At 72.9% G+C, this 12,821-nt stretch carries 11 protein-coding genes; 3 read left to right on the forward strand and 8 right to left on the reverse strand.

All coding sequences use genetic code 11. From position 1 onward, the window contains the following. Positions 1 to 3: 3 nt before the first annotated feature. Positions 4 to 525 carry a PAS domain-containing protein gene (locus tag ACLBX8_RS17400; protein WP_447695516.1) on the reverse strand — a complete coding sequence of 174 codons (522 nt, stop codon included), beginning with the start codon at positions 523 to 525 and terminating at the stop codon, positions 4 to 6. A 467-nt stretch (positions 526 to 992) separates the two neighbouring features. On the opposite strand from ACLBX8_RS17400, the gene ACLBX8_RS17405 reads away from it, so the two are divergent. Next, positions 993 to 1,850 (forward strand): YicC/YloC family endoribonuclease, encoded by an 858-nt coding sequence (locus ACLBX8_RS17405; RefSeq protein WP_447715572.1) that lies wholly within the window; start codon positions 993 to 995, stop codon positions 1,848 to 1,850. A 76-nt stretch (positions 1,851 to 1,926) separates the two neighbouring features. After that, positions 1,927 to 2,589 carry a guanylate kinase gene (gene gmk, locus ACLBX8_RS17410; protein ID WP_056525786.1) on the forward strand — a complete coding sequence of 221 codons (663 nt, stop codon included), beginning with the start codon at positions 1,927 to 1,929 and terminating at the stop codon, positions 2,587 to 2,589. Positions 2,590 to 2,698: 109 nt separating this feature from the next. On the opposite strand, the gene ACLBX8_RS17415 is transcribed toward gmk, so the two are convergent. Beyond that, positions 2,699 to 3,145: a DMT family transporter gene (locus ACLBX8_RS17415; RefSeq protein ID WP_020092709.1), complete on the reverse strand. Its 447-nt coding sequence runs from the start codon at positions 3,143 to 3,145 to the stop codon at positions 2,699 to 2,701. A gap of 100 nt (positions 3,146 to 3,245) precedes the next feature. On the opposite strand from ACLBX8_RS17415, the gene ACLBX8_RS17420 reads away from it, so the two are divergent. Further along, positions 3,246 to 4,139, forward strand: coding sequence for a LysR family transcriptional regulator (locus ACLBX8_RS17420; RefSeq protein ID WP_447715563.1), 894 nt, complete (start codon positions 3,246 to 3,248; stop codon positions 4,137 to 4,139). A gap of 5 nt (positions 4,140 to 4,144) precedes the next feature. Here the strand turns inward: ACLBX8_RS17420 and ACLBX8_RS17425 are convergent, their stop codons facing one another. The 6 genes from ACLBX8_RS17425 to infB all read right to left on the reverse strand — a co-directional run. Beyond that, positions 4,145 to 4,738: a biliverdin-producing heme oxygenase gene (locus tag ACLBX8_RS17425; protein WP_447715564.1), complete on the reverse strand. Its 594-nt coding sequence runs from the start codon at positions 4,736 to 4,738 to the stop codon at positions 4,145 to 4,147. Continuing rightward, positions 4,735 to 7,347 (reverse strand): histidine kinase dimerization/phosphoacceptor domain -containing protein, encoded by a 2,613-nt coding sequence (locus ACLBX8_RS17430; RefSeq protein ID WP_447715565.1) that lies wholly within the window; start codon positions 7,345 to 7,347, stop codon positions 4,735 to 4,737. Before ACLBX8_RS17430 ends, ACLBX8_RS17425 begins: the two co-directional genes overlap by 4 nt. 84 nt (positions 7,348 to 7,431) lie before the next feature. Continuing rightward, entirely contained in the window at positions 7,432 to 8,817 is a 1,386-nt protein-coding gene (locus ACLBX8_RS17435) for a dihydrolipoyl dehydrogenase (protein ID WP_447715573.1), read from the reverse strand. Between the two features lie 128 nt (positions 8,818 to 8,945). Next, a complete protein-coding gene (gene truB, locus ACLBX8_RS17440) occupies positions 8,946 to 9,962 on the reverse strand; it encodes a tRNA pseudouridine(55) synthase TruB (protein WP_447699491.1) in 1,017 nt (338 codons plus the stop codon). 66 nt (positions 9,963 to 10,028) lie between these two features. Continuing rightward, on the reverse strand, positions 10,029 to 10,457 hold the full coding sequence (gene rbfA, locus ACLBX8_RS17445) for a 30S ribosome-binding factor RbfA (protein ID WP_020092715.1): 429 nt from the start codon (positions 10,455 to 10,457) through the stop codon (positions 10,029 to 10,031). A gap of 104 nt (positions 10,458 to 10,561) precedes the next feature. After that, a partial coding sequence (gene infB, locus ACLBX8_RS17450; protein ID WP_447715566.1) for a translation initiation factor IF-2 occupies positions 10,562 to 12,821 on the reverse strand: 2,260 nt, incomplete at its 5' end.

Raw genomic sequence — 12,821 nt, forward strand, 5'->3', positions numbered from 1 at the left:
CCCTCAATGCGCCCGCGGGTTTCGCGGGCGCCGCGGCGCCTCCGGCGGCTCGCCCGACAGCGAGGCCGCGATCTGCCGTCCCAGCTCGTAGAGCAGCGCTTCGAGCAGCGGCTGCACCCGCGTCGCCTCCCCGGGCCCGAGATCGCCGACCAGCTCCCACAGGCGCATCGCGTAATCGGCCATCCGCTCGACGGCGGTCCCCGGCTCGGTCGGAGCCCCGAGAAAACCGACCGGCGGCTCGTACGGGCCGTCGACCCGGCTGTCGGTGATGTCGATCACGATGCCCCGACCGTAGATGTGCCCGTCCGCGCGGCGCTCGAACCGGCCCCGCGCCAGGACCCAGCGCACGACGCCCGGCGCGGGCACGATGCGGTGCTCCCAGGCGAAGAGCCCGCCCTCCTCGCGGACGCGACGGCGCTCGCTCTGGTCCCGGGCGAGGTCCTCCGGGTGGAAGAGCGCGGAGAGCTGCTCCCAGGTGATGCCGTCCGCCGCCTCGGCCTCGGTCAGGCCGAAGATCCGCGCCATCGTCGCGTCCCCGCGCACGCATCCCGTGTGCGGCGCATCCTCCCAGATGCCGACGCCCAGCGCGGACATCCCGAACGGCGTGAGCGCGGTCCTCCCCAATACTGATCGCGGCATGCGCCATCCGAGTTCATGTGCAGACGAGCGGGATTTCGAGCACACCTTCACTGCGGAATGCAACGTCGGCCGCGCGACACGAAAGTGAAAACGTGACCACCGCGACCGCGCGGGCGACGGCGGACGGGGCCCGCTTCGCGGGCGGGCGGCCCTACCGGTCCCAACAGCGTGCCGGGTGCCGCTCGACTGCACGGCGCCGCCCGAGATGGCCGGGCGCGCGGCGCGTCCGACGCGCGCCCGACGCGCCTCGCGACGCGGCGACGGCGGCGACCGGCCTCTTCCCACCGGAGTGATCCGTGCTACAGGCCCCGATCTTCACGGGGACGGGGGTCGGCGTGGCCCAGATCGCGAGCATGACCGGTTTCGCCCGGACGGCGGGCAGTGCCGGACCGGTGCATTGGGCCTGGGAGGTCCGCAGCGTCAACGGGCGCGGCCTCGACGTGCGCACCCGCGTGCCGGCCGGCTATGACGGGCTCGGCGAGACCGCGCGCACCGCGCTCCAGAAGACACTCACCCGCGGGCAGTGCCAGCTGACGCTGACCCTCACCAAACCGGAGACGACCGCGCGGGTGCGGATCAACGAGACGCTCCTGGCGAGCCTCGCCCAGGCGGTGGCCCGGGTGCCGGTCCCCGAGGGCGTGGCCCCCGCCACGATGGACGGGCTGCTCGGCGTGCGCGGCGTGATCGAGGTGGAGGACGAGGCGGCCGACACCGACACCCTCGCCCGGGACCTGGCCGCGGGCGTGGTCCAGCTGGTCGCGGATCTCGTCGAGGCGCGCCGCGCCGAGGGGCGCCAGCTCGAGCAGGTCGTCACCGCCCAGGTCGACCGGATCGCCGCGCTGACCCAGGCGGCCGAGGAGAACCCGGCCCGCCAGCCCGAGGCCGTGCGGGCACGGCTGGAGGTGGCCGTCGCGGCCCTCGGCGGCAGCGGCCTCGACCCGGACCGCCTGCACCAGGAGGCGATGCTGCTCGCCGGCAAGGCAGATGTCCGCGAGGAGCTGGACCGGCTCCGCGCCCACGTGGCGAGCGCCCGGGACCTGCTGGCAGCCGGTGGCGCGATCGGCCGGCGGCTGGACTTCCTGGCCCAGGAATTCGGCCGCGAGGCCAACACCCTGTGCGCCAAGGCCAACGATATCAGCCTGTCGCGGATCGGACTCGACCTGAAGGCCGTGGTCGAGCAGTTCCGCGAGCAGGTGCAGAACATCGAATGATGCCGGGCACGATGCTGGGCACGATGCCGGATCGGGACGTGAGGATACGGATGCGAAACGTCGGGGAGCCACGCGCATGACCGAGCCGGCCGGGAGCGTCTCCGACTCGATCGCGCGGCGCGGGTTGATCCTGATCCTCTCCTCGCCCTCGGGCGCGGGGAAGACCACCCTGACGCGAGCGATCGCGCAGGATCCGAGCTGGGCGCTCGACCTGTCGATCTCGGTGACCACGCGGGGACGGCGTCCCTCGGAGATCGACGGGCGGCACTACCACTTCATCGATCGCGAGGCGTTCGACGACCTGCGCGAGCGCGACGACCTGCTCGAATGGGCCGAGGTGCACGGCAACTTCTACGGCACGCCCCGTCGGCCGGTGGAGAAGGTGCTGGGCTCCGGCCGGGACATGATCTTCGACATCGACTACCAGGGCACGCGGCAGGTGCGCTCCAAGCTCGCCCAGGACGTGGTGACGGTCTTCATCTTGCCGCCCAGCATGGCCGAGCTGCGCCAGCGCCTGGAGCGCCGGGCGGAGGATTCCGCCGAGACGATCGAGAAGCGCCTCGCCAACGCCCGGACCGAGATCCAGCGCTGGGTCGAGTACGACTACGTCATCGTCAACGACGACCTGCAGAACGCCTTCCGGGCCCTCCAGGGGATCCTGGCGGCCGAGCGGCTCCGGCGGGCGCGCCGCACCGGCCTCGCCCCCTTCGTCGAGGGCCTGCTGGCGGAGACGCCGTGACCCGGCCCTGGAGCGCTCTCTGCCGAAGTGGATACCGGTCCGGCGCAAGAGAGCGTGTCCAGACAAAGGTTTTGAGCCGTGCCCGATTGCAGCGCGATCGGGCACGGCTCTAGCGGCGGATCAGCACGACGCCGCCGATCAGGAGCGCGATCCCCAGGAGGCGCGGCAGGTCGACGGGCCGCTGCGCGAGGCCGAGCAGGCCGGCGTGGTCGAACAGCACCGAGGCGACCATCTGGCCCGTGACGAGGAGCGCGAAGAAGGTCGCGGCGCCGAGCTTCGGGACCAGCAGGATCGCGAGGCCGATGAACACCGCGCCGAACAGGCCGCCGCTCCAGGTCCACCACGGGATGCGCTCCGCCACGCCGGCCGTCGGTACCGGGTCGCGCAGGGCGGCGGCGAGGAGCGCCATGCAGGCGAGCCCGACCGCGTAGCTGGAGACGCCGGCCCAGGACGCCGAGTCGAGGCCCGCGCGAAGATTCGCGTTCAGGATCTGCTGCAGGACGAGTCCGGCGCCCGCCAGCACGGCGAGCAGGGCGGAGAGCGCGAAGGCGAGCATTGCGGGACGGGCCTCGGAGTCGGGACGGCAGGCGGCATTGACAACCGTCCCGGCCGATGCCGTCAAATGCCGCGCTGACCCGCGTCCATGCAGTTTCGGCATGATGAACCCCGCACATCTCGACCTCTTCCGCGCCGTGATGCGCCACGGCGGCATGACGCGGGCCGCCGAGGTCCTGGGCATCGGGCAGCCCCATATCAGCCGCGCCATCGCGCAGCTGGAGGCGGCCCTCGGCTTCGCGCTGTTCGTGCGCGGGCACGGCAACGCGTTCCCGACCCCGGAGGGCGAGGCCTTCGCCCAGGAGGTCGCGCAGACCTACGCGGGCCTCGATCACCTGCAGCAGGCCGCGCGCCGGATCCGCGAGCGCGGCACCGGCGGATTGCGCGTCGCCTGCCAGCCCTCCCTGGCCGCCGGATTGCTGCCGCGCGCCATTCGCCGCCTCGACGCGGAATGCCCGGATCTGCGTATCTCGGTCCACGTCCCCAGCCCCGACACGATCTGGTCGTGGACCGCCTCGGGCCAGTGTGACCTCGGCCTCGCCCGGCCGCGCTCCGGCCATGCCGGGGTGAGCGCCGAGCCGTTCCTGCGGGTCGCGGCCGTGTGCGCGCTGCCCCGCGGGCACGCCCTGGCCCGCCGGTGCGTCGTCACGGCGGCGGATCTCGCCGGGGTGCCGCTGATCGCGGCCGGGTCGAGCCCCGTGCAGGCGGCCACCGAGGCGGCCTTCGCGAGCGCCGGCGCGACGCCGCGCTTCGCCCTGATGGCCGAGTACACGGCGGCCCGCTGCGGCCTCGTCGCCGAGGGACTCGGCGCCGCCATCGTCGATCCGGTCCCGGCACGGGCGCTCGGCGGGCTGCCCATCGTGCTGCGGCCGTTCCGGCCCGAGATTCCCATCGAGACGCTGCTGCTCCGGCCGGCGGGCCGGCCACCGGGGCGGCTCGTCGAGCGGCTGATGCTCCATCTGGCGGCGGAGCGCGACGCCCTCGGCGCCGCCTGAGCGGCTCAGGCGGCGGCCGGCAGCTCCGGGACCGGGCAGAGCCACGCGCGCATCGCCGCGAAGGTCGACACGGCCGCGCCGGTGAGCGCGGCCTCCGCGGCCGGGTCGTCGCCGAACGCGTCCAGGCGCGTGCGGAAGGCGGCCCACATCGCCCCCGCGGCGGGCCCGTGCGCCCGGTAATAGGCGAGCCCCGCGTCGGAGAAGCCGTGCAGGCCGGCGATGTGGCGGCCGATCAGCTGCCCGCCGAGGGTCGATCCCTCCAGCACGTAGAGCGCGCCCGTGGCGGCGGCCGGCCCGCGAAAAACCGGGACGGCCGGTCTCGGGAGCGCCGCGACCGCGCCGGGCTGGAGGCCGAGATGGACGAGGTCGGCCGCGAGGAGCGCGAGTCGGCGGCGCGGCGCCAGGAACGGCTCGTCGGCGAGCCCGGACCCGATGGCCGATTCCCAGACCGCGTGGAAGCCGTAGAGGCGTCCCAGCAGCTCCCGGTAGCCGCCGAGCGTCGCCACCCGCGCCTGCCAGTCGAGGGACGCCTCCAGCGCCCGGTGGGCCGGATCGGTCGCGGCGCGCAGCCGCGCGTGCAGGCCTTCGCGGGATCTCACGCGGTGATCGTGAAGCAGGCGCCGGGATTGTTGGCGACGGTGAGCTTGGCGTTGATCTGGTCGAGCATCGCCCGGATCAGCTTCATGCCCAGGCCGGAGCCCTTGCTCCGCGCCTTGGCGTCCGCCCAGTCGTCGGGCAGGCCGGCCCCGTCGTCGCAGACGCGCAGCTGGATCTCGCCGGGGCCGGAGGCCGAGACTCTGACCTCGACGCGGCCGATGCCCGCCGGGTTGGCCGCGTATTTGAAGGCGTTGGTGACGAGTTCCGTGGCGATCAGCGAGAGCGCCACGGCCTTGCGGTAGGGCACCATCAGGCCGGGCTCCGCCGACAGGTCGACCGCGTGCCCGTCGCCGGCCAGCCCCGCGAGGTCGTTGCACAGGCTCTCGATGGTCTGGCCGAGATCGACCTCGTCGAACCGATCCGCCTGGTACAGGCTGTCGTGCACCCGCGCGACGCTCATCACCCGCGCGGAGGTGTCGGCGAAGGCCTGCCGGGCCTCGCCGTCGGCGATCTGGCGCCGCTGCATCTGCAGGAAGGCCGAGACGATCTGCAGGGAGTTCTTGACCCGGTGGTCGATCTCCCGCGTGAGCAGGTCCTTCTGCTCGAGCAGACGCTCCTTCTCGGCGAGCAGGCCGGTGAGCTCGTCGATCTTGCGCCGCTGGCGCAGCACCACGCCCTCGACCGCCTCGGCCAGGGAGCCGGCGAGCTGGACCTGCCATTCCGCGAACGGCGCGGCGAAGCCGGTGCGCTCCTCGACCCAGCGCTCGAACGAGCGGCGGGGCAGCACCGCCACGGGACCGCTTCCGGCGAGCACGGGCTTGCGCGGGTCGCCACCCCACGTGACCGTGCTGGGCACCTCGGGCCGGAACCAAACCAGCAAGTTCTCGCGCGAATCGTCCACGAAGGCCGCGAGCATGCCGCTGGCGATCTCGCGATGCGGCCCGGCCTCCGGAAAGTCGGCGCCGAAGCTGTCGCTGCTGTAGACGACCTCGCCCTCCGGCACGCGCGCCCGCAGCCAGCTGGCGATCGCCGCCACCATCTCGGCCGGCGGGGTCCGGCCGATCAGCGTGACCCGCTCGCCCGAGACGATGCCGGCGCCGGTGGCGCTGAACAGGTCGAGCAGCGTCGTCGTCCCGGCTGTCAGGGCGGCCACGAAGTCGTCGGATCGCGTCAGGCCGCGCACGAGGCGCCCCTCGACGTCGAGATGCGCCTGCCGCTCGGCCCAGAGGCGGCGCGACTCGATTTCCTGCACCCGCATGGCGAAGGCGTCGGTGAGCACCGTGGCGGCCGCGCGCGTCTCCGGCGTGACGTAGTGCGGGCGGCGGTGGTGGCCGATCATCAGGCCCCACAGCCGCCCCTCGACCATGATCGAGATCGACATGGACCCGTTCACGCCGAGGTTGCGCTGGTACTCCAGGTGGATCGGCGAGAGCGTGCGGTGCTGGGCGAAGGTCAGGTCGATCGGGCCGTTGCCGGCGCCAGGGGCCGAGACCAGCCCGACCGGGACGCTGTCACGGTCGATGACGAAGCGGCTCTTGGCCTTGGTGTAGAGGGCCCGGGCCTGGGCGGGAATGTCGGAGGCGGGGAAACGCAGGCCCAGCAGGCTGCGCGACCAGCCCGGCACCTTGTCCTCGGCCACGGCCTCGCCGTTCCAGTCCGGGTCGAAGCGGTAGACCAGCACCGCCTCGAAGCCGGTCAGGGCCCGGATCTCGAGAGCCGCGATCCGGGCGGCCTCGGCCAGGGTCCCGGCCTCGCGCAGGCGACCGACGGCCAGCTCGGTATCGACCTGGCTCGCCGTGGCGAAATCGTCGGCCGAGTCCGGCTCCAGCTCCATCTCGACGATGACGCGGCCGGCATGGGCGTGGACGACGGCGTGATAGGCGCCGCGATCCGGGAAGGTCAGGGTCCGGCGGATGGAGGCGCCGTCCTCGAGGGTCCCGCTCGCGAGCCGCGCGCGGATCGCCGCGACGACCTCCGCCGGCAGCACGTCCGCCAGGGGCCGGCCCGCCAGCGGCGGCTCGATCGGGTCGATGATCTCGCCGACATTGGCTGAGTAGGCCGCGACCAGGAGGGTTCCGGCATCGGCCGCGAGCATCACGGCGTTGGGCTGGATCGAGCCCGGGATGTGGATCGGCTCGCGCTCGCAGAGGCTGGCATCCACCGGCTCGGCGCGCACCCGCCGGCCGATCGCCGCCATCACGGCCTCGCGTGACAGGTCGGCGCCGAGGCTCTCGACCGGATCGATGGTCAGCCACGTCACCGGGCGCGTGCCGCCGATCTGGCCGTGACGCATGTGGATCCGCGCCCGGAGCGGCTGCGGTAGCCGGCCGAAGACATAGTCGAAGGTCTCGTTCAGGGCGCCGCGGCGCGCACCCGCGAGGAACCGGCCGCGGAAGCTCGGCACGTTGGTGCCCGGCATCACGTCGCGGAAATAGTCGCGCCCGAGGACGGCCTCGCGCGACAGCCCGGAGATCGCGCTCGCACCCTCGCTGAAGGCCACGACGGTGCCGGCCGCATCGAGCCCGATCACGCCCTGGTCCAGGCGGTCGAGCGCGTCCGGCGCGATGACGTCGAGATCGACGTCCGTATCGGGGGCCTGGCTGGGCGGCATCAGGAGCGAAACCGGCTCATTCAAACCGGTATGGCGACCGAAATGGCCGAGCGCAATGCTAGTGATGTCAGCAAGATCAACGCCTCAGCTTCTCTGTATGATCTTAGACATAATACTGATAAGCCCTTCTTCAACCGTAGGATGGTACACCGGGCGATCATGCACGGCCTGGGCCGTCTGCTTGTCGGCGACGGCGTACGTGAGCAGGTGCGCGAGGTGTTCCACGGCCGGCCCGAGCATCTCGCCCCCGAGCAGCCGCCCGGACCGATCGGCCCAGATCCGCATGCCGCCGCGGTTCAGTCCCTCCACGCGGGCGCGCCCCTGGTCGGAGAAATCCAGGGCGCCGATGATCCGTCGATCGTCCTCCGGGTCGTAGGGTGCGCCGATCACCGCCGCCTGGGGATGGGTGAAGACCATCGCGAGGCTCGTCCACGGCTCCGGCGTCGCGACCGGGCGGCCCGCCACGAGGGCGGCCGCGTTGGCGCCCGCGATCGTGCCCTGGCGGCTCGCCTCGTGCAGCACCGGTCGCCAGCCGTCGACGTCGCCGGCGATCAGGATCGGTGCCCCGGCGCAGACGAGGCTGCGCCGGTCGAAGTCCGGCACGCCCGTCTCGCCGATTCGAAGGCCGGTCGCCTCCAGCCCGAGGGGCTCCAGGTTCGGAGAACGGCCGGTGGCGGCCAGCACCCGCGCCGCCCGCGTGACCTGGTCGCGACCGTGGCGGTCGATCCAGCCGAGACGCACGCCGTCGCTGTCCGCAACGGCGTCCCGAACCTCGGCGCCGAGGTGAAGATCCATCTCCGAACCGAAGATCGCGGCGGCCTGCCGGGCGAGGTCGGGCTCGGTCAGGCCGGCGACGGTGTCGCCCGCGTCGATGACCGTGACGGCGACGCCGAGCCGGGCCATGGCCTGGGCGATCTCGATCCCGACGGCACCGGCCCCGAGAACGGCCAGCGAGGCCGGGAGATCGGGGATCTCGAAGAGCGTGTCGGTGGTGAGGACGTCCGCCCCGAGGCCCCGCAGGGGCTCCGGGACGATCGGGCTCGAGCCCGTGGCGATGACCGCGGCCCGGAAGCGGATCCGGATCGCGTCGTCGATCAGAAGGGTGCGGTCGCTCTCGAACCGCGCCGTGCCGCCGAGGCGCTCGTCTTCGGGGAGATCGTCGAGACCTTCGAGGACGCTGCCGACGAACCGGTCGCGCTCTTCGCGGAGGCGCCGCAGCACGGCGGGCCCGTCCACCGCGACGTCCGGAACCCGGATGCCGAACAGGTCGGCGGTGCGGGCCGCGTGGGCGGCGGTGCCCGCGGCAATCAGGAGTTTCGAGGGCATGCAGCCGACCCGCGCGCAGGTCGTGCCGCCGGGCCCGCGCTCGATCAGGACCGACCGCGCCCCCGCCGCCGTCGCGGCGCGATGGGCCGCGATTCCGGCGGTCCCGGCACCGATCACCGCCACGTCGTAGTCGAGTTCGCGCATCAGCATTCCGGACCGTCCGCCGGGGCCAAAGCGTCACGGCCCAGGTTCGTTCCGCCTGCGCGCTCTCGTCTCAGCCCGGCCTGGACCGGCCGGGGCTCCGCGCGCTCCGGCGGCGCGGAGCCGGCGTGTCAGGCGCTGCGGCCAGGGGCCGTGCCGCCGAGATGGAACACCCGGTGCGGGACCAGCTCGCCGCGCTCCACGTCGCCCACGGCGACCAGGATCCCGGCGCAGGTCGCGAAGGCCTTGCCCTCCACCGGGGCGTCGCGGCCCCGCAGGATGACCGACTGCCCCCGCATCAGGCGCAGGCCCAGATCGCGCGACACCGCGACCTCCGGGATGGCGTCGAGGGCCGTCTCCACCGGTCGCAGGTAGGCGAGGGCCGCCTCGGGGCTGCCGTCGGTCAGGGCCGAGACCGGGCAGGCCTCGGCTTCCGAGAAGGGTCCGACGCGGGTCCGGCGCAGGGCGGCCACGTGGCCGTAGCAGCCGAGCATCCGGCCGAGATCGCGGGCCAGGGCCCGCACGTAGGTGCCCTTGCCGCACTCGGCCTCGATGACGGTGCGCTCGCCGTCGTGCTCGACGACGGCGAGCCGGTCGATCTGCACCGGCCGGGCGACCAGCTCCACGGTCTCGCCCTCGCGGGCGAGGTCGTAGGCGCGCTCGCCCTGGATCTTGATGGCCGAGTAGCGCGGCGGCACCTGCTCGATCGCGCCCACGAAGGCCGGCAGCGCCGCCTCGACCGCCGCCCGGTCCGGGCGGGCGTCGCTCGTCGCGACGGGACGCCCCTCGGCATCGTCGGTGTCGGTCTCGATGCCCCACTGGACGGTGAACCGGTAGGCCTTGCGGCCGTCCATCACGAACGGGACGGTCTTGGTCGCCTCGCCGAGGGCGATCGGCAGGATGCCGGAGGCCAGCGGGTCGAGGGTGCCGGCGTGGCCGGCCTTCTTGGCGTTGAAGGCGCGCTTCACCACCGCGACCGCGTGGGTCGAGGTCATGCCGACATGCTTGTCGAGGATCACCCAGCCCGAGACGTCCCGGCGCTTCGGCCGGTCCGGACGCGGCCCGCGCTGCGGTCGGCGCCCCTCCGGCCCGCGGCGCTCAGCGCTCGGCGGGGGAGCCTGGCGCTCGGCCGGCGGAAAATCTTCCATGGAAACCGTCATGTCCGCGTGTCTCCCGGGGTCGATGCCCCGTCCCTTTCTGCTTGGTATCGGGACTCAATGCCCCGTCCCGGTCTCCGGTTCGTCGTCCTCGGGCCCGGACTCGAGGTCCCGCTGGACCCGCTCGTCCCGCAGCAGCCGGTCGATGCGCGCGGCCTCGTCGAAGGTCTCGTCCCGCCGGAACCGCAGTTCCGGCGCGAATTTCAGGTTCACCCGCCGGGCCACTTCCTGGCGCAGCACCTTCCGGTGGCGCTCCAGGGCGGCGATCACCGGCGCCTCGTCGAGGCCGCCGAGCGGCATCACGTAGGCCGTGGCGAGCTTCAGGTCCGGCGACATCCGCACCTCCGGCACGGTCACGACATGCGTGCCGAGCACCGGATCCTGGATATCGCCGCGCTGGAGCACCTCGGCCAGCGCGTGGCGCACGAGTTCGGCCACGCGCTGCTGGCGCTGCGAGGGGCCGGTGGAGGTCGGTTTCTGGGCCATTCTGTCTCGGGCCGGCCCGCCGGAGCGGACGGCGCACGTCCTGAAAAAAGAAAAGACGGGCGCGGCAGGTGCCGCGGCCGCCCTGTCCGGATGAGTCCGGAGCGTCAGAGGGTGCGGCGGATCTCCTCGACCCGGTAGCACTCGATCACGTCGCCCGCGCGCATGTTCTCGAAGTTCTCGAAGGCCATGCCGCACTCCTGACCGGAGGTGACTTCCTTCGCGTCGTCCTTGAAGCGCTTGAGCGTCTTGAGCTTGCCCTCGTGGATCACGACGCTGTCGCGGATGAGGCGGACATGCGCGCCGCGCTCCACGATGCCGTCGGTGACGCGGCAACCCGCGACCTTGCCGACCTTGGAGACCTCGAAGACCTCCTGGATCGTCGCCTCGCCCAGGCGCTCCTCGCGGAGCGTCGGCGGCAGCATCCCCGACAGCGTGGCTTTGATGTCGTCCACGAGGTCGTAGATGATGTTGTAGTAGCGGATCTCGATGCCCGCCCGCTCGGCGGCCTCGCGGGCCTCCTTGTGGGCGCGCACGTTGAAGCCGATGACGACGGCCTTCGACGCCTGCGCCAGGGTGATGTCCGACTCGGTGATGCCGCCGACGCCGGCCAGGAGGATGCGGGCCGCGACCTCGTCGTTGCCGAGCTTCTCCAGGGCGCCCGAGATCGCCTCGACCGAGCCCTGCACGTCGCCCTTGATGACGACCGGCAGCTCCTTGCGGCCGGCGCCTTCCTTGAGGTCGCGCATCATGTCGACCAGCGAGCGGTTGGCACCGCCGGTCCGCGCGTTCTGGCGCTCCCGCTTCTGGCGGGCGCGGTACTCGGTGACCTCGCGGGCGCGGGCCTCGTTCGGCACCACGATCACGCGGTCGCCGGCATCCGGCGTGCCGTTGAAGCCCAGCACCTCCACCGGCACCGACGGCCCGGCGTACTGCACGTTCTCGCCGAGATCGTCGATCAGGGCGCGCACGCGGCCCCACTCGGCGCCCGCGACGACGATGTCGCCGGTGAACAGGGTGCCGCGCTGGACCAGGACCGTGGCCACGGGGCCGCGGCCGCGGTCGAGCTGGGCCTCGATGACCGTGCCCTCGCCGTCGCGCTTCTCGTTCGCGCGCAGGTTCATGATCTCGGCCTGGATCTGGATGCCCTCCAGGAGCTGCGGCAGGCCGGCGCCGGTCTTGGCCGAGACCTCGAACTCGAGGGTCTCACCGCCCATCGACTCGACCTGGATGTCGTGCTGCAGCAGTTCCGTGCGGACCCGCTCCGGCTTGGCATCCGGCTTGTCGATCTTGTTGACCGCGATGATCATCGGGACACCGGCCGCCTTGGCGTGCTGGATGGCCTCGATGGTCTGGGGCATCACGCCGTCGTCGGCCGCCACCACGATCACCACGATATCGGTGACCTTGGCGCCGCGGGCGCGCATCGACGTGAACGCCGCGTGGCCCGGGGTGTCGATGAAGGTGATCATGTCGCCGGAGGGCGACGCGACCTGGTAGGCGCCGATGTGCTGGGTGATGCCGCCGGCCTCGCCCTCGACCACGTTCTCCTTGCGGATCGCGTCGAGCAGCGACGTCTTGCCGTGGTCGACGTGGCCCATGATGGTGACCACCGGCGGACGGGGATCGAGATCCTCCTCCAGATCCGGCTCGTCGGAGGAGAGGCCCTCCTCGACGTCGGACTCGGCGACGCGGCGCACCGTGTGGCCGAGTTCCTCGGCGATGAGCTGGGCGGTGTCCGAGTCGATCACGTCGGTGATCTTGTGGATCTGGCCCTGCTTCATCAGCAGACGGATCACGTCCACGGCCCGCTCCGACATGCGGTTGGCGAGTTCCTGGATGGTGATCGTCTCGGGGATCGTCACCTCGCGGGACAGCTTCTCCTTCTGCTCCACGTGGCCGCGGCCGCTCATGCGCTGCTGGCGGCGGCGGAACGAGGCGACGGAGCGCGTGCGCTCGTCCTCGCCCGAGGTCGCGTTGGCGATGGTCAGGCGGCCGCGGTTGCGGTCGCCGCCCGGGGATTTCGGGGTCTTCGGCGGCGCGATGATCTTGAGCGGCATGCCGGGACGGCGGATCACCCGCTTGGTCTCGGACTCGTCCTCGTTGGTCTGGGCACCGCGACCGGCGGGGCGCGCCGCGGCCCCCGCGCCGGCGGGACGCGCGGCGGTCGCCGGCGTCGCGCTCTTCTCGGGCTCGGGCGCCGGAGCCGGACGGGCCATGAAGTTGAGGTCGCGCGGCTTGCGCGAGTCGGCCGTGATGGTCTTGCGCGGCTCGCCCGTGGAGGGGCGCGGCGTCAGCGGCGGGCGCGGAGCGGCCGGAGCCGCGGCGGAGGCAGCCGGGCGCGCGGCGGCCGGGCGCGCGGCGGCC

It is taken from the genome of Methylobacterium sp. D48H (genome assembly GCF_053345715.1).

Coding starts and splice junctions, on each gene's coding strand:
- ACLBX8_RS17435 (WP_447715573.1), bottom strand. CDS start 8,817: ATGCGCGAACTCGACTACGACGTGGCGGTGATCGGTGCCGGGACCGCC.
- ACLBX8_RS17430 (WP_447715565.1), bottom strand. CDS start 7,347: ATGCCGCCCAGCCAGGCCCCCGATACGGACGTCGATCTCGACGTCATC.
- ACLBX8_RS17405 (WP_447715572.1), top strand. CDS start 993: ATGACCGGTTTCGCCCGGACGGCGGGCAGTGCCGGACCGGTGCATTGG.
- truB (WP_447699491.1), bottom strand. CDS start 9,962: ATGGAAGATTTTCCGCCGGCCGAGCGCCAGGCTCCCCCGCCGAGCGCT.
- ACLBX8_RS17415 (WP_020092709.1), bottom strand. CDS start 3,145: ATGCTCGCCTTCGCGCTCTCCGCCCTGCTCGCCGTGCTGGCGGGCGCC.
- ACLBX8_RS17420 (WP_447715563.1), top strand. CDS start 3,246: ATGATGAACCCCGCACATCTCGACCTCTTCCGCGCCGTGATGCGCCAC.
- rbfA (WP_020092715.1), bottom strand. CDS start 10,457: ATGGCCCAGAAACCGACCTCCACCGGCCCCTCGCAGCGCCAGCAGCGC.
- ACLBX8_RS17400 (WP_447695516.1), bottom strand. CDS start 525: ATGGCGCGGATCTTCGGCCTGACCGAGGCCGAGGCGGCGGACGGCATC.
- gmk (WP_056525786.1), top strand. CDS start 1,927: ATGACCGAGCCGGCCGGGAGCGTCTCCGACTCGATCGCGCGGCGCGGG.